This is a genomic window from Variovorax sp. LARHSF232, assembly GCF_052871435.1.
Window position 1 is genome coordinate 1 of record NZ_JBIXJS010000007.1, and the last position, 16,834, is coordinate 16,834.

9 protein-coding genes are annotated in these 16,834 nt (G+C 67.7%); 7 read left to right on the top strand and 2 right to left on the bottom strand.

Annotated elements, in window-relative coordinates; translation table 11 throughout:
• Positions 1 to 1,018 (bottom strand): DNA polymerase Y family protein (locus tag ACIPRI_RS17735; RefSeq protein WP_446623051.1); only part of this gene is annotated, 1,018 nt, incomplete at its 3' end.
• Positions 1,019 to 1,165: 147 nt separating this feature from the next.
• Between ACIPRI_RS17735 and ACIPRI_RS17740 the strand changes: the two genes are divergently transcribed.
• Together ACIPRI_RS17740 and ACIPRI_RS17745 are read left to right on the top strand one after the other, a co-directional pair.
• Entirely contained in the window at positions 1,166 to 1,726 is a 561-nt protein-coding gene (locus ACIPRI_RS17740; protein ID WP_446622788.1) for a putative glycolipid-binding domain-containing protein, read from the top strand.
• A gap of 73 nt (positions 1,727 to 1,799) precedes the next feature.
• Positions 1,800 to 2,474 carry a protein-L-isoaspartate(D-aspartate) O-methyltransferase gene (locus ACIPRI_RS17745; protein ID WP_446622789.1) on the top strand — a complete coding sequence of 225 codons (675 nt, stop codon included), beginning with the start codon at positions 1,800 to 1,802 and terminating at the stop codon, positions 2,472 to 2,474.
• A 71-nt stretch (positions 2,475 to 2,545) separates the two neighbouring features.
• Here ACIPRI_RS17745 and ACIPRI_RS17750 read toward each other — a convergent pair whose 3' ends face one another.
• Positions 2,546 to 3,703 (bottom strand): alpha-hydroxy acid oxidase, encoded by a 1,158-nt coding sequence (locus ACIPRI_RS17750; protein ID WP_446622790.1) that lies wholly within the window; start codon positions 3,701 to 3,703, stop codon positions 2,546 to 2,548.
• A 608-nt stretch (positions 3,704 to 4,311) separates the two neighbouring features.
• Here ACIPRI_RS17750 and ACIPRI_RS17755 point away from each other — a divergent pair.
• The 5 genes from ACIPRI_RS17755 to ACIPRI_RS17775 all read left to right on the top strand — a co-directional run bounded on the left by ACIPRI_RS17755 (position 4,312) and on the right by ACIPRI_RS17775 (position 16,833).
• A complete protein-coding gene (locus tag ACIPRI_RS17755) occupies positions 4,312 to 5,883 on the top strand; it encodes a TolC family protein (RefSeq protein ID WP_446622791.1) in 1,572 nt (523 codons plus the stop codon).
• 136 nt (positions 5,884 to 6,019) lie between these two features.
• Entirely contained in the window at positions 6,020 to 6,859 is an 840-nt protein-coding gene (locus ACIPRI_RS17760) for an efflux RND transporter periplasmic adaptor subunit (protein WP_446622792.1), read from the top strand.
• 11 nt (positions 6,860 to 6,870) lie between these two features.
• Positions 6,871 to 8,334 carry an efflux RND transporter periplasmic adaptor subunit gene (locus ACIPRI_RS17765; RefSeq protein ID WP_446622793.1) on the top strand — a complete coding sequence of 488 codons (1,464 nt, stop codon included), beginning with the start codon at positions 6,871 to 6,873 and terminating at the stop codon, positions 8,332 to 8,334.
• Complete coding sequence (locus tag ACIPRI_RS17770; RefSeq protein ID WP_446622794.1) at positions 8,331 to 10,505, top strand: HlyD family efflux transporter periplasmic adaptor subunit; 2,175 nt, start codon at positions 8,331 to 8,333, stop codon at positions 10,503 to 10,505. The genes ACIPRI_RS17765 and ACIPRI_RS17770 overlap by 4 nt, the downstream gene beginning before the upstream one ends.
• A 115-nt stretch (positions 10,506 to 10,620) precedes the next feature.
• Positions 10,621 to 16,833, top strand: coding sequence for an Ig-like domain-containing protein (locus tag ACIPRI_RS17775; RefSeq protein ID WP_446622795.1), 6,213 nt, complete (start codon positions 10,621 to 10,623; stop codon positions 16,831 to 16,833).
• Position 16,834 lies beyond the last annotated feature (1 nt).

Here is a 16,834-nt window from a genome sequence, read left to right on the forward strand (position 1 = left end):
TGGTCTTGCCGTCGGCGGTGAAAGTCGCCACGGTCTGGTCGCGCGTGGCGATCTTGAAGTCGTCATAACGCAGCTTGATGCCGATGGTCTTGCCCACGTAGCCTTTGCGCTGCAGGTCTTCGGCCAGCTTCTCGCACAGGTGGGTGAAGATGGCGCCCAGCTCGGCGCGGTCGCGCACCGCGTGCAGGTCGCGCTCGAAGGTGGTCTCGCGGCTCATCGAGACCGGTTCGCTCTCGGTCACCACCGGCCGGTTGTCACGGCCCCAGGCCACTTCGTGCATCCAGGCACCGGTCGACTTGCCGAAGTTGGCGACGAGCCAGTCGCGCTCGCGCGCCGCCAGTTCGCCGACGGTGTGGATGCCATGCTGCTGGAGCTTCTCGTCGGCCTTGGGCCCGATGCCGTTCACCTTGCGGCAGGGCAGGGGCCAGATGCGCGTCTGCAGGTCGGCCTCGTGCACCACCGAGATGCCGTTGGGCTTCTCGAACTCGCTGGCCATCTTGGCAATGAGCTTGTTGGGTGCCACGCCGATCGAGCAGGTCAGGCCGGTGGCCTGGAAGATGGATTTCTGGATGAGGCGCGCCAGCACCCGCCCGCCTTCGCGCTGGCCGCCGGGCACGTCGGTGAAGTCGATGTAGACCTCATCCACCCCGCGGTCTTCCATCAGCGGCGCGATCTCGCGGATGGTCTTTTTGAACAGGCGCGAATAGCGGCGCACCTCCTCGAAATCCACCGGCAGCAGGATCGCCTGCGGGCACAGCTTGGCCGCCTTCATCATGCCCATGGCCGAACCCACGCCGAAGGTGCGTGCCGGGTAGGTGGCGGTGGTGATGACGCCGCGCCCCACGTAGTCCTTCAGCCGCGGAAAAGCGTCGACCGGAATGTCGGCCAGGCTGCCGCCCTCGGGCACGTGGCGCCGGATGGCTTCGTCCACCTGGCGCCGGGCACCGCCGATCACCACCGGCAGGCCCTTGAGCTGCGGGTAGCGCAGCAGTTCCACGGAGGCAAAAAAGGCATCCATGTCGAGGTGAGCAATGCGGCGGATCGATGCGTTCACGGGCGTGATTTTGGCGTCTTTGCCCGATGTGCTGCCGGGGGCGCCGTTATCGCCCCCCGCCCGTCGACCTACTGGTGTCCGGCGCGCTTCGATGCCATCATTGGAGCCATCATGCAGACCATCGCCACGATCTTCTGGCGCCGGCTCGATGCGCCGGGGCACGACGCCTGCCGGCTTGAGCGGCACGGTGAATCCTGGCAGCTGGACGGCGCGGCCGTTTTCCAGCATTCGGACGGCCGGCCGGCGCGTCTGGACTACCGGGTGTTTTGCGACAAGGCCTGGCACACCAAGTGGGGCCGGGTGCGCGGCTGGATCGGCTCGGGCGCCGTGGATTTCGCCATTGCCCGCAATGGCCGCGGCGACTGGACGCTCAACGAAGAGGTGGTGCCCGAGCTGGCCCATTGCATCGACCTCGACCTGGGCTTCACCCCGGCCACCAACCTGGTGCAGCTGCGCCGCCTGAACCTCAAGAAGGGCGAGGTGGCCGAGGTGCCGGCCGCCTGGATCGATCTGGACGGCGATTCGCTCAGCGTCCTGGCCCAGCGCTACACCCGCAAGGGCGACGGCGAATACGCCTACGAGGCGCCGCGCTTCGAATACAAGGACACGCTCAAGGTCACGGCCGAGGGCTTCATCACCCGCTATCCGGGCTTGTGGGAAGCCGTCGGCTGATCAGCAAGGTCAGTGGGCGCGCCTGAAGTTGCCGGAGCGCTTTGCTCAAATACGGAAATGCCCGGAGGGCACCATGAGCGAATCGGACTTCACGCTGTTGCAGCAGCGCATGCTGGCCGAGATCGCCGCCAAGACGGTTTTCTCGACCACGTATCTGGGCAAGGCGGCGCTGGATCCGAGGGTCATGAACGCCATGGCCACGGTGCCGCGCCATGCGTTCGTGCCGTTCGAACTGCGGCCCTACGCCTACGTCGATTCGCCGTTGCCGATCGGCTACCGCAAGACGATCTCACAACCCTTCATCGTCGCCGTGATGACCGACCTGCTCGGTGTGCAACCGACCGACACGGTGCTCGAGATCGGTACCGGGCTGGGCTACCAGTCGGCCATCCTGTCGGGGCTCGCGCGGCGCGTCTTTACGGTCGAGATCATCGAGGAACTGGCCGAGCAGGCCGCGCAGCGGCTGGCCGACCAAGGGTACGACAACGTCGAGATCAGGATCGGAAACGGCTGCCATGGCTGGCCTGAACGTGCACCATTCGACAGGATTTTGGTGACCGCGGCCCCCGAGCTGATCCCGTCGGCGCTCATCTATCAGTTGAAGCCGGGCGGCACGATGGTGATACCTGCCGGGTTGCCCGATGCACAGCAACTCATCCAGCTCAAGAAGGACGCGCAGGGTTCAGTCACGACAAGGGAAGTCTTCCAGGTGCTTTTCTCGACGCTTGAGGACGACACCTTGCCGTGAGAAGGCGAAAAAAACCGGGCATTGTGCCCGGTTCTGTCACGGCATGAGGTATCTGGAGCCTTAGAAGAGCCTTAGAAGCTACCCGGCAGTAGGATGCTCGAGTCCACTTGGTCGATCTGCGTCTTTCCGCAAAAAGCCATCGTGATGTCCAGCTCCTTGTGGATGAGCTGCAGCGCGCGCGTCACGCCGGCCTCGCCGTAGGCGCCCAGGCCGTAGAGAAAGCTGCGGCCTATGAGAGTGCCGCGGGCGCCCAGTGCGCGCGCCTTGAGCACGTCCTGCCCGCTGCGAATGCCGCCGTCCATCCAGACCTCGATCCTGTTGCCCACCGCGTCGGCGATGGCGGGCAGGGCATCGATGGAGGCCGGTGCGCCATCGAGCTGGCGCCCGCCGTGGTTGGAGACGATCAGCGCATCGGCACCGCTGTCGGCGGCGATCAGCGCGTCTTGCGCATCCATGATGCCCTTCAGGATCAGCTTGCCGCCCCAGCGGCGCTTGATCCACTCGATGTCGTTCCAGTTGAGCGAGGGGTCGAACTGCTCGGCCGTCCAGGCTGCGAGCGAGGACACGTTGCTCACGTTCTTGGCGTGGCCCACGATGTTGCCGAAGCTGCGCCGCTGCGTGCCCAGCATCCCCAGGCACCAGCGCGGCTTGGTCGCCAGGTTGATCAGGTTGGCGATGGTGGGCTTGGGCGGCGTCGACAGCCCGTTCTTGATGTCCTTGTGGCGCTGGCCCAGCACCTGCAAATCGAGCGTGAGCTGCAGCGCCGAGCAGTTGGCCGCCTTGGCGCGATCGATCAGGCGCTCCATGAAGTCGCGGTCGCGCATCACGTAGAGCTGGAACCAGAAAGGGTGGCGGCCGGTGTTCTCGGCGATGTCTTCCAGCGAGCAGATGCTCATGGTCGACAGCGTGAAGGGAATGCCGAAGGCCTTGGCGGCGCGCGCGCCCAGGATCTCGCCGTCGGCATGCTGCATGCCGGTGAGGCCCGTGGGCGCGATCGCCACCGGCATCGCCACCTCCTGCCCGACCATGGTGGTGCGGGTGGAGCGGCCTTCCATGTTCACTGCCACGCGCTGGCGCAGCTTGATCTTGCGAAAGGCGTCTTCGTTGTCGCGGTAGGTGCACTCCGTCCATGCGCCCGAGTCGGCGTAGTCATAGAACATGCGCGGCACGCGGCGCTTGGCAATGACGCGCAGGTCTTCGATGCAGGTGATCTTTGAAAGGTCGGGCACGCGGGGGGTCTCCTGAGGGGCGCCGAAGCATGGCGCGGGAGCGCCGATTATCGGGAGCCGGGCGCCTGCTTCGCCGACAGGCGCGCCGCCGCAGGTCCGCACGTCGACCGGTGCTACCGCCATGTCTGGACCCGATACGTCGGAAAGAGCCCCCTTGCGCTTCACATCGGGTCGGTCAATTCTCTGCCCAATTCGGCGCCTCGCGGATGCATGCGCCGCGTTGTCGAATTGATCGATGCCGGAAATTGATCGGGTCAGTTCCGATGAATGCAATTGCGCAGGCAATTTCTGGTGGCCATGTTTTCTGGTGTGTGATGTTTCCTGTGATTGCCGGTCCGTTCACTTGGCAATCTCGATGATTTCCCTGCTGAATTCAGAAGATTCCTATTCGATCTTGGCAAATTCCTATTGATTTGCGATTGACCAAAATTTCATCGTGAAATAAGCCATGGATTACGAGAAACAGTCGCATAACAATGGTTACATCGCGCCTTGTCGGGTCGATAATTTCCCCACTTCAATGCGATCTTCTCTGAATTGATTGGAGGCAAATCAATGCCTTATTCGATCGTATTTCTTCAGGTCAATCACACACATCGGAACTCCTCATGAACTCCACCTTCGAGTCGGGCGCCGCGCGCCGTGCGCAACCCAAACTGTTCACCCGCAGCCGTGCCGCGCAGGCCGCGCTGCTGACGCTGGTGCTGACCGGATGCGCCGTGCAGCCCACGTCCTTCACGGCGCAGGAGAACGATGCGCGGGCGCTGGACCTGACGGCGCGCGTGGCCGCCGGCCAGGAGCCGGTGAGCCGCCCCATCGACCTGTACGAGGCGATGGCGCGCGCGCTCAAGTACAACCTGGACGGGCGCGTCGAACTGATGAACCTGGCGCTGAGCCAGCGCGAACTGGATCTCAAGAGCTACGACATGCTGCCCAAGGTGGTGACGTCGCTGGACTACGCCGGGCGCGACAACTACTCGGGCGGCATCAGCCGTTCGCTGCTGACCGGCCGCACCTCGCTGGAGCCCTCGACCTCTTCGGACAAGAACGTGCTGTCGGGCGACCTGTCGCTCAGCTGGGACGTGCTGGATTTCGGCCTGTCGTACGTGCGCGCCCAACAGGCGGCCGACCAGGTCAATGTGGCTGAAGAGCGCAAGCGCAAGGTGGTCAACCGCATCGTCGAGGACGTGCGCAGCGCCTACTGGCGCGCCGTCAGTGCCGAGCGGCTGCTGGGCAAGATCCACGAGCTGGAGAACACGACGCAGAACGCGCTGGCGCAGGCCGAACGCCAGGAGAAGGCGGGCCTGTCGGCCCCGCTGGCGCCGCTGACCTACCAGCGCGAACTGCTGAGCATCCGGCGCGACGCGCAGGCCCTGGGCCGCGAGCTGGGCGTGGCCAAGCAGCAATTGGCGGCGCTGATGAACCTGGCGCCGGGCACCCAGTACACGGTGGCGATGCCCTCGCAGTCGATCGAGTGGAAGCCGCTGGCGCTGCCGGGCATCACGAGCAACGACAACGCGGCGCTGCTGCGCACGGCCATCCAGAACCGGCCGGAGCTGCGCGAAGTGGCCTACCAGCTGCGCAGCAACGACAAGGAGAGCACCGCGGCCTATCTGCGGGCGCTGCCCAGCCTGCGCGTGTTCGCCGGCCTGGACTTCAGTGACAACAGCTTCCTGTACAACAACAACTGGGTGGGCTGGGGGGCGCGTGCCAGCTGGAATGTGCTCAACGTGTTCCGCCTGCCGGCCGAGAAGGCCAAGGTCAAGGCCCAAGGCCAGCTGCTCGACCAACGCCAGCTGGCCCTCACCACGGCGGTGGCCACGCAGGTGGAAGTCAGCCGGGCGCGCTACGCGGTGCGCCTGCAGGAGCTGAAGACGGCCAAGCGCTACTACGACGTGCAGGCGCGCATCGAGGGCCAGATCGAGGCCGGCTACAAGGCCGAGAAGCTCAGCCGCCAGACGCTGATCCGCGAGGAGATGAACACGCTGGTCTCGCAGGTGCGCTACGACATGGCGCTGGCCGATCTGCAAAACGCCTACGCCAACGTGTACGCCTCGCTGGGCATCGACCCGGTCGAAGGCGACATGAGCACCACCGAGCCGGTGGCCGAGCTGGCCGGCAAGCTGCGCGACATGTGGGCCAAGCGCCACGACGCCGTGGCCGGCGCGCCCCAAGCCTGAGAAGGCTCTTGAGAGCGGGGACACCCCCGCTTCCCTTCATCCAAGCCGCATTCCAAAAAGGCCGCCGTAACAGGGGCGGAGGCCGCCGCATTGCCGACTGACGGATCGACCACCCCTGGCGCTATTGGAGCTGAACATGAAACAAACCCATTCCTCGCTGACACTGCCGAAGCGCCCTGGCGCCCATCGGCTGGCGGCGCTGCTGCTGGCAAGCCCGATGGCCTGGGCCGCCACGCCGCAAGCCGACGCCAACGTGGCGCGCGGGGTGCTGCGCGCCGAGCGCGAAGCCGTGCTCTCGTCCTCCGTCTCGGAGCGGATCGTGCGCATGCCGTATCGCGAAGGCGATCACTTCAAGAAGGGCGCCGCCCTGGTGACTTTCGACTGCGGCCGGCTGTCCGCGCAGCTGCGCGCGGCGCGCGCCGCCGCCTCGGTCGAGGCCCGCAACGCCAAGGTGCAGTCCGAACTGCTGGCCATGGACGCCACCGGACGCGCCGACGCCGACATCGCCGTGCTCAAGGAAAAGGAGCGCAATGCCCAGGCCGACGTGATCAGCCAGAGCATGGTCGGCTGCAAGGTCGGGGCGCCCTACAACGGCCGCGTGGTCGAGACGATGGTGCGGCCCAACGAGACGCCGCCGGCCAACGAGAAGCTGATCAAGATCGTCAGCGACGGTCCGCTGGAACTGCACATGGTGGTGCCGTCCAAGTGGCTGCAGTGGCTGCACAAGGGCTCCACCGTCGCCTTCAAGATCGACGAGACCGGCGACACCCTGCAGGCCAAGGTCCAGCGCATCTCCGCCGCGGTCGATGCCGTGAGCCAGACCGTCAAGGTCGTGGCCTCGGTGGACAAGGCGCCTGCCAAGGTGAGGCCCGGCATGAGCGGCCGCGCGCTGCTCGAGGGCACGGAGAGCGACCCGGCGGCGGCATCCGGCGCGGCTTCGACCGTCGCCGGGACCGCCGCGCAAGCCGCACAGTGAGGGCGGGCACCATGACGGCACTTGCCACCGCCCCTCGAAACGATGCGAAGAACCCGCCGAAGCAGGCGGCGCGAAGCGCTTCCAGTCCGTCGGCCATGCACCTCATCCGCATCGAAGGCGAGATCCGGCGCTGTGCCACCCGCGAGGCGCTGTGGCAGCACCTGGCCAACGAGCCGGTGGCGCTGCTGCCCTTCCGGCAGGCCGTGGTCCTGCAGGCGAACAACGTTGCCGCGCCGCGCCGGCGCTGGTTGCACAGCGCGTCGGCCACGGCGCCGCAACACGAGGCCCGGCCGTGGAAAGCGGTGGCTGTTTCCGGCCTGGCGCGCGTCAACCGCGACGCGCCCATGATCCGCTGGTACGAGAACATCGGCGCGACGCTTTGGCAGCAGCCCGGCGAGGCCGCGCGCAAGGTGCAGCTGTTCGAGCTGCCGACCCATGCCGATCCGGCCGACCCGTGCACCGACGAAGCCTCCCTGCGTCACCTGATGTGGGTTCCGCTGGCCGATGGAGAACGGCCCGTTCGTGCCGGCTGGCTGCTGGCGCGCGAGCTGCCGTGGGACGACGCGCACTGCAAGCTGGCCGAACGCCTGGCCCTGGCCTACGCGCATGGGCTGAGCGCCATCGCCGGTCGCGACAAGCCGCCGGCCGCGTGGCGCAAACACCCGTCCAAGCTCGGCCTGGTGGCCGTGGCCGCCGCCGCGGCGCTGGTGTTCGTGCGCGTCCCCCTCACGACGCTGGCGCCGGTGGAAGTCACGCCGCAGGACCCCTTCGTGGTCGCTGCCCCGGTGCGCGGCGTGGTCGAACGCATCCTGGTGGCGCCAGGCGCACAAGTGAGCGAAGGCACGCCACTGGTGCAGCTGGTGGACACCACGCTGAGCAGCAACTTCGACGTCGCCAACCAGAAGCTGGAAGTCGCCCGTGCCAAGGTGCTGCGCCTGCAGCAGGCTGCGGTGGACGATGCCACGGCCAAGCACGAGCTCGCAATCGCGCAGACCGAGCAAAGCGTGGCAAAGGCCGAGCGCGACTACGCACAGGCCATGCTGGACAAGTCGATCATTCGCGCCCGCCAGGCCGGCGTCGCCTTGTTCGGCGACCCGCGCGACTGGGCCGGCCGGCCGGTGGCGGTGGGCGAGGCCATCATGCGCGTGGCCGACCCGAAGCTGGTGGAATACCAGATCAAGGTGCCGGTGGCCGATGCCGTCAACGTCCACGAGAACGCCCGCATCAAGGTGTTCCTGGACGCCGCGCCGATGGCGCCGCTGGACGCGCACGTGGTGCGCGCCGCCTACAAGGCCGAGCCCGACGCCACCGGCATGGCGAACTTCGCCGTCACCGCCCGCGCGGACGACGCGAATGCGCCTCCAGAGCGCCTGGGCCTGCGCGGAACGGCGCGCGTGTATGGCGAGCCGGTCTCGCTCATCTACTACCTCCTGCGCCGCCCGATCACCGCGCTGCGCCAATGGAGCGGGATATGAACGCCACGCACGCACAAGCCATGACCACCGCGCCGGCGCCCGCGGGGCAGAACGAATTCGGCAGTCTGCCGCTGCCTGAACTGCGGCAGGACCTGCGTCTGATCGAGGGCGGCGCAGACGGTGTCCGCGCCGGCCAGCCCACGCAGCGGCGGATCCACGACCCGGTGGCCCAGCGCTTCTTCGCCATCGACCGAGGTGCCGTCGACATGCTGTCTCACTGGGACGCGGGCACCGTCGGCCGCATGCGCGCCGCGGTCGAGCAGGCCGGCGCGGACGCGCCCAGCGACGAAGAGATCAGCGCATTGCTGAATTTCCTGCAGCGCAACGAGCTCCTCGAAGCCGTGCCGCAGCAGACCTACGCGCGGGTGCGCCAGCAGTCACAGGCGCGCAAGCGCTCGCTGGGCAGCCACCTGCTGCACGGCTACCTGTTCTTCAAGGTGCCACTGGCCCGGCCCGACGCCTTCCTTCGGCGCACCCTGCCTTGGGTCTCGGTGTTCTTCAGGCCAGGCTTCTGGCTGGCCATCGCGGTGCTGGCGCTGCTGGGCCTGTATCTCGTGTCGCGCCAGTGGGACCCGTTCCTCGCGACCTTCCCGGACATGTTCTCGGTGGCCGGCGTCGTCACCTACGGCCTGAGCCTGGCGATGGTCAAGACGCTGCACGAGCTGGGCCACGGCTACACCGCGGTGCGCATGGGATCGCGCGTCACGACCATGGGCGTGGCCTTCGTCGTCATGGCGCCGATCCTCTACACCGACACCACGGATGCCTGGCGCCTGCCGACGCGCACCCAGCGCGTCTTGATCGACGCTGCCGGCATGGCGGTCGAGCTCGTGGTTGCCGTGCTGGCCACCTTGGCCTGGGTGTTCCTGCCGGACGGCGGGCTGCGCCACGCCGCTTTCGCCCTGGCCACTGCTGGCTGGGTGATGAGCCTGGCGGTCAACCTGAACCCGCTGATGCGCTTCGACGGCTACTACCTGTTCAGCGACCTGACCGGCTACCCCAACCTGCAGGAGCGCGCCTTCGCCATGGGCCGCTGGTGGCTGCGCGAGCAGCTGTTCGGCTGGGGCGACGAACAGCCCGAGCCGGTGCACGGCCGTCAGAAGCTGTTCCTGATCGCCTTCTCGTACGCCGTGTGGGTCTATCGCTTCTTCCTGTTCCTGGGCATCGCCCTGCTGGTCTACCACTACTTCTTCAAGCTGCTGGGCATCTTCCTGTTCGCGGTGGAGATCGGCTGGTTCATCGTGCTGCCCATCTGGCGCGAAGTGCGCGTGTGGCTCGAGCGCAGAGGGCAGGCCGGACGCCGGCTGCGCTTTACCAGCCTGGCGCTGCTGCTGCTGGCGGCGGTGCTGCTGGTGCCTTTCCCCTACACGGTGCGCATTCCCGCCATGCTGAGCGCGGCCAACCAGGCACCGGCGTTCGCGCCGCAGCCGGCGCGGATCGAATCCATCCGCGTGCGCCAGGGCGATCGCGTGCGGGCCGGCCAGTTGCTGATGCAGCTGTCGGTGCCGGAGATCGACCAGGAGCTGAAAAGCGCACGCGACAAGAGCGTCCTGCTGCAAAGGCGCCTGGACCGCCGCAGCGTCGACGATCGCGACCTGTCGCAGAGCCTGGTGCTTTCGAGCCAGCTGGGCCTGGAAGGCGATCGCATCAGCGGGCTGGAGCGCGAACGCGCCAGGCTGTCCGTGCGCGCGCCGATCGACGGCGTGGTCGTCGACCTGGCGCCCGAGCTGAAGGCCGGCCGCTGGGTCGACGACAAGACCCAGCTGGCGCTGGTCGCGCGGCAGGGCGATCTGGAGGTGCGCGGCTATGTCGATGCCGAAGACCTGCGGCGCATCCAGGCCGGAGCGGCCGGCGAATTCAAGGACGAATTGCACCTGCAGCCGCCGCGCCAGATCGAGATCACGCGCATCGGCGCCTCCGCCGCCGAGGAGCTGGACAACTGGGTGCTGGCCTCCAACCACGGCGGACCGGTGGCGGCCCGGCCGCTGAAGGGCAGGGCAATGCCCGAGCACGCCGTCTTCGAGGTCTCCGCCTCGGCGGCCAATCTCGGCAGCGGCCCGCTGGTCACCGAGGTGCGCGGCGAGATGCAGGTGCGGGGCGCGCCCCAGAGCCTGGCGATGCGCGCGTTGCGCCGAATCCTGCACGTCCTCGTGCGTGAAGCGGGGGCCTGACACCGAGGCGTACCCAAAACTTCCACGCAGCCGGCCTCGTGCCTGGCTGCCTGACATGCCAAGGCCAATCCATCACGCGCCAAGGCTGTCGTTTCGAAAGATCAAGGAGAGAAAAATGTTCAAGTCCACCCCATCCAAGCGCAAGTCCACCGCCGGCGCGCGCCGCGCACCGTCCGTCCAGGCGAGCAAGCGCCACGCTCAACTGCAGGCGCTGGAGCCGCGCGTGCTGCTCGACGCGGCCGCGGCCGCGACGGCCGAGCATGTCGTGGAGCAGGCCCACCAGGCGGCCCCCGAGCAGCAGCCGGCGGACGCCGACGTGGGCGCGGCGCTCGCGCAGGTCGATCAAATGGCGGCGCCCGCCACGCAGGACCCGGCCGTCGGCGCTACGCGCCTCGGTGCCAGCCCCTCGCTGCTGGCCGCCAGCGGCTTGGCACCGACGGTGAGCCCGGGGCACAGCCTGCTGGTGGACGGCTCGTTCGAAGCGGACGGCTGGACGGCGGAAAAGGGATTGCCAGAACACGGCAAGGCTTCATCCTACGGCGTGGGTCCCATTGAAGGTGCCCAGGTCGTCGAGGTCGAAGGCGCGGTGGGCTCGAGCTACATCCAGCAAACCGTCAGCAACCTGGTCCCTGGCCAGACGTACACGCTCAGCTGGTATGCACACACCCGCACCGTCGGTTCCACGGGCAACGACCTGGGGCGCACCACGGTGATCGGCGCCGCGGGGGGTGACGTCGTCTATGACTACGAGACTTCCCGCACCGATTGGCAGCGCTACACCGTGACGTTCACGGCCTCGGAAACTGGCAGCGCCACCATCCGGTTCGCATCGAGGGGCAACACGGACGGCGGGGGTGCCAAGAGCGGCTCGGGTCTCATCCTGGACGCCGCACGCCTGGACGTCGACAGTTATGTCACCCACTACAGCGAGAACGAAGTCGGCGTGGCCGTCGTGGCGCCGGACACCCTGATCACCGACCTGGACAGCGCCAACCTGCAATCGTTGACGGTGAAGATCGGCAACGGCCAGGCGGGCGACGTGCTGGCCCTGGGCGCCACGCTGCCGGCCGGCATCGCCGCCAGCTACGACGCCGATACCTTCACGCTCACCCTCAGCGGCCTGGCCACGCGGGACGCCTACCTGGCGGCGCTGAAGGCGGTGCAGTTCAGCTCCACCTCCGACGCCCTCTCGACGGTCGACCGCAACATCGTGATCAGCGCCAACGACGGCGTCAACGCTTCCAGCCCGGCGACCACGGTCATGAAGATCACGGCGGTCAACGATGCGCCGCTGCCGGTTCAGGTCGACGATGTGCCGGGGCTGACCTTCGACGCGGCCACGGGCGAATACACGATGACGGCACAGGAGGATGCGTCCTTTGCCGGCCGGATCGCGGCGAGCGACGCCGACGGCGACCTCGTGAGCTTCAGCGCCGGCACCCGGCCGGCCAGCGGCACGCTGGTGGTCAACGCCGACGGCAGCTACAGCTACACGCCGGCCAGCGATTTCGCCGGCACCGACAGCTTCACCCTGCTGGCCGACGACGGCCACGGCGGCGTCACGACCATCAAGGTGAATGTGGTGGTCGCGCAGGTCAACGACGCCCCGGTCGCCAAGGACGTCGCCTTCGACATACCGGAAGACGTGCAAATCACGCTCGACCTGCTGGTCAACGACAGCGACGTGGAAGACGGCAAGCCGGTGATCGATTCCATCAACGGCACGGCGCTCACGGGCGGCGTGCAGACCATCGACGTTCCGGGTGGACAGGTGCTCGTCGGCATCGGCGGCACACTGACTTTCGTTCCCGCGCTCAACGTGAACGGCACCTTCACCTTCGACTACACCGTGCGCGACAGCGCCGGCGCCGTCAGCGGTGCCAAGGTGACGGTCAGCGTGGGCTCGGCCGCCGACAGCCCGCTGCCGGCCGCACCTCCGATCTCGGTGCCCGGCCAGACCTTCGACATGGCCACGGGCGAATACACCGCGACGGCGCCGGAGGACGCGCCGCTGGCCGGCCAGGTGTTCGCGGCCGATCCCGACAGCGATCCCGTGAGTTTCAGCGCCGGCACGCGCCCGGCCAACGGCACGCTGGTGGTCAACGCCGACGGCACCTACAGCTACACGCCCGCCGACAACTTCGCCGGTACCGACATCTTCACCATCCTGGCCGACGACGGCCAAGGCGGCGTGACGCCCATCACGGTGAACGTGGTGGTCAATGCCGTCAACGACGCGCCGATCGCCAAGGGCGTCAGTTTCGACGTGCTGGAAGACACGCGCGGCACGATCGACCTGCTAGCCAATGACAGCGACGTGGAAGACGGCAAGCCGAGCCTCGCCTCCATCAATGGCACGGCGCTCACGGGCGGCGAGCAGATCATCGACGTTCCGGGCGGACAGGTGTTCATCGGCATCGACGGCAAGATCGACTTCCTGCCCGCGGCCGACGTGAACGGCGCCGTCAGCTTCGACTACACGGTGACGGACAGCCTCGGCGCGCTCGCCAGCGCGACGGTGACGATCAACGTGATCCCGGTCAATGACGCGGCTCGCGTCGTGGACCCGGGGATCGCAGGCCAGGTCTTCGACGCGGCCACTGCCACGGTCACCGTGACGGTGGCCGAAGACACGCCGGTGGACGGCCGCATCGCGGTCCTGGATCCGGAAGGCGACCTGCTGAACTTCACCGTCGACACGCCACCCGCGCACGGCACGGTGGTGATCAACCTGGACGGGACGTACACCTACGTGCCCGACGCCGACTACAACGGCCAGGACAGCTTCGTCATCATGGTCGACGACGGCCAGGGCAACTTGACGCCGGCCACGGTGATCGTGGAAATCGGCGCCACGCAAGACGCGCCGCGCCTGGTGGATCCGCAGATCCCCGGCCAGAGCTTCGACCCGGCCACCGGCATCACGACCGTGACGGCCAACGAAGGCCAGCCGGTGGATGGCGCGTTCGGCGTGGTCGATCCGGACGGCGACGCATTGGCCATCACGGTGGACACACCGCCCGCCCACGGCGCGCTGGTGATCAACCCGGACGGCACGTACACCTACACGCCCGAGCCCGGCTTCAGCGGCGAAGACAGCTTCGTGGTCATTGCCGACGACGGCAATGGCAACCTGACGCCCATCGTCATCGCGCTGAACGTGCTGCCCGAGGCACCGCAGCTGGTGGACCCGCAGCTTCCGGGCCAGAGCTTCGACGCGGTCACCGGCACCATTACCGTGAACGCCATCGAGGACCTTCCGGTGGAAGGGCGCATCGACGCGCTGGACCTGCAGGGCGACCTGCTGAACTTCACGGTGGATACGCCGCCCGCGCACGGCACGGTCGTCATCAACCTGGACGGCAGCTACACCTACACGCCCGATCCCGACTTCAGCGGCGAAGACAGCTTCATCGTGATGGTCGACGACGGCAAGGGCAACCTGACGCCGGCCACCGTGGTGGTCGCCATCGGCGCGACGGAAGACGCGCCGCACCTGGTGGATCCGCAGATCCCCGGCCAGAGCTTCGACCCGGCCACCGGCATCACGACCGTGACGGCCAACGAAGGCCAGCCGGTGGATGGTGCGTTCGGCGTGGTCCCGCCGGCGCACGGCGCGCTGGTGATCAACCCGGACGGCACGTACAGCTACACGCCCGAGCCCGGCTTCAGCGGCGAAGACAGCTTCGTGGTGATCGCCGACGACGGCAACGGCAACCTGACGCCCATCGTCATCGAGCTGAACGTCCTGCCCGAGGCACCGCAGCTGGTGGACCCGCAGCTTCCGGGCCAGAGCTTCGACGGGATCACCGGAACGATCACCGTGACGGCCCTCGAGGACCTTCCGGTGGAAGGGCGCATCGAGGCGCTGGACCTGCAGGGCGACCTGCTGAACTTCACGGTGGACACGCCGCCCGCGCATGGCACGGTGGTGATCAACCTGGACGGCAGCTACACCTACACGCCGGACCCCGACTTCAACGGCGAAGACAGCTTCGTCATCATGGTCGATGACGGCAAGGGCAACCTGACGCCGGCCACCGTGGTCGTCGCCATCGGCGCGACGGAAGACGCGCCGCACCTGGTGGATCCGCAGATCCCCGGCCAGAGCTTCGACCCGGCCACCGGCATCACGACCGTGACGGCCAACGAAGGCCAGCCGGTGGATGGCGCGTTCGGCGTGGTGGATCCGGACGGCGACGCATTGGCCATCACGGTCGACACGCCGCCGGCGCACGGCGCGCTGGTGATCAACCCGGACGGCACGTACAGCTACACGCCCGAGCCCGGCTTCAGCGGCGAAGACAGCTTCGTGGTGATTGCCGACGACGGCAAGGGCAACCTGACGCCCATCGTCATCGAGCTGAACGTCCTTCCCGAAGCCCCGCAACTGCTGGACCCGGGCATCGACGGCCAGGTGTTCGACCCGGCCACCGGCACGACGACCGTGACGGCGACCGAGGACGTGCCGGTCGATGGCCGCATCGCGGCCGAAGATCTGCAAGGCGATGACTTGCACTTCACGGTGGACACCGAGCCGGCGCACGGCACGGTCGTGATCAACCCGGACGGCAGCTACACCTACACGCCAGACCCCGACTTCAACGGCGAGGACAGCTTCGTGGTGATGGTCGATGACGGCAAGGGCAACCTGACACCGGCGACGGTCGTGGTCGACATCGGGGCGAACGAGGACGCACCGCGCCTGGTGGACCCGCAGATCCCCGGCCAGAGCTTTGATCCGGCCACCGGCATCACGACCGTGACGGCCGACGAAGGCCAGCCGGTGGATGGCGCGTTCGGCGTGGTCGATCCCGACGGCGATGGGCTGTCCTTCACGGTGGACACCGAGCCCGCGCACGGCGCGCTGGTGATCAACCCGGACGGCACTTACAGCTACACGCCCGAGCCCGGCTTCAGCGGCGAAGACAGCTTCGTGGTGATTGCCGACGACGGCAAGGGCAACCTGACGCCCATCGTGATCGAGCTGAACGTCCAGCCCGAGGCTCCGCAACTGCTGGATCCGCAGCTTCCGGACCAGAGCTTCGACCCGGCCACCGGCACGACGACCGTGACGGCGACCGAGGACGTGCCGGTCGATGGCCGCATCGCGGCCGAAGACCTGCAAGGCGACGAGCTGCACTTCACGGTGGACACCGAGCCCGCGCACGGCACGCTGGTGATCAACCCCGACGGCACATACACCTACACGCCGGACCCCGACTTCAACGGCGAAGACAGCTTCGTGGTGATCGTCGACGACGGCAAGGGCAACCTGACGCCGGCCACCGTGGTGATCGACATCGCGGCGGCGGAAGACGCACCGCGCCCGGTGGATCCGCAGATTCCCGGTCAGAGCTTCGACCCGGCCACCGGCACGACGACCGCGAACTCCGAGAACGGCGCGCCCGTGGACGGCAGGATCAGCGTGGTCGATCCCGAAGGCGACGGGCTGTCCTTCACGGTGGACACCGAGCCCGAGCACGGCACGCTGGTGCTCAACCCGGACGGCACCTACAGCTACACGCCCGAGCCCGGCTTCAGCGGGAAGGACAGTTTCGTGGTGATGGTGGACGACGGCACGGGCAAGCTGACGCCGGTGAAGGTGGTCATCAACTGCACCTCGCAGGACCCGAATGACGTGCCCTTCTACCAGGGCGATTCCTCGCAGTCCGGCGAACAGGACGGCGGCGTCGGCACGAACGCAAGCCGCGATTCGAGCGACGGCGGCATCTCGTCGGGCCAGATCGAAGCGGGCTCGCTGGGCAAGATGGTCGATGAACTCGATTCGCTCAACGGCCTCTCTGCCCTGGGCACCCGCAAGGGCGACATGCGCATGGACGGCGGCGCCAGCAGCGGCTTGGCGAAGGTGCTGGCCGACATCGGCGACGGCGCCCACGGCAACCTCTGGACCTCCGCGCGGCTGGATGGCGACGTGATGGTCGAAATGCAGGTCCAGGGCGACCAGGTCTGGCTGAGCTTCCACAGCGACGCCGCCAAGGTGGAGGTTGCCGGCGCTGATGGCAAGGCCCTCCCGGAATGGATGCACGCCCCGGGCAATGGCCAGGTCATCATCGACCGTCCGGCCGACCTCGAGGTGGTGCGCGTCCGCCTGGCAGTGCAGAACGCCGGCGACGCCAAGCCGCACGGCATGCTGGTCGAGATCCACCTGAACACCGGCGAGGTTCGCGTGCTTGAGCCGCGGGAAGTCAAGGCCAGCCAGAAGGTTCCGGCCGAGCGGCATGCGTCGGCCACCTTCTCGGCCCAGGTCGCGCGCACGGCGCAAGCAGCCCCGGTGGATGCCGAGCTGATGAAGCTGCTCGGCTGAT

Bases quoted from the DNA above. Each gene is read 5' to 3' on its own strand.
- ACIPRI_RS17740 (WP_446622788.1), top strand. From the start codon at position 1,166: ATGCAGACCATCGCCACGATCTTCTGGCGCCGGCTCGATGCGCCGGGG.
- ACIPRI_RS17745 (WP_446622789.1), top strand. From the start codon at position 1,800: ATGAGCGAATCGGACTTCACGCTGTTGCAGCAGCGCATGCTGGCCGAG.
- ACIPRI_RS17755 (WP_446622791.1), top strand. From the start codon at position 4,312: ATGAACTCCACCTTCGAGTCGGGCGCCGCGCGCCGTGCGCAACCCAAA.
- ACIPRI_RS17760 (WP_446622792.1), top strand. From the start codon at position 6,020: ATGAAACAAACCCATTCCTCGCTGACACTGCCGAAGCGCCCTGGCGCC.
- ACIPRI_RS17765 (WP_446622793.1), top strand. From the start codon at position 6,871: ATGACGGCACTTGCCACCGCCCCTCGAAACGATGCGAAGAACCCGCCG.
- ACIPRI_RS17770 (WP_446622794.1), top strand. From the start codon at position 8,331: ATGAACGCCACGCACGCACAAGCCATGACCACCGCGCCGGCGCCCGCG.
- ACIPRI_RS17775 (WP_446622795.1), top strand. From the start codon at position 10,621: ATGTTCAAGTCCACCCCATCCAAGCGCAAGTCCACCGCCGGCGCGCGC.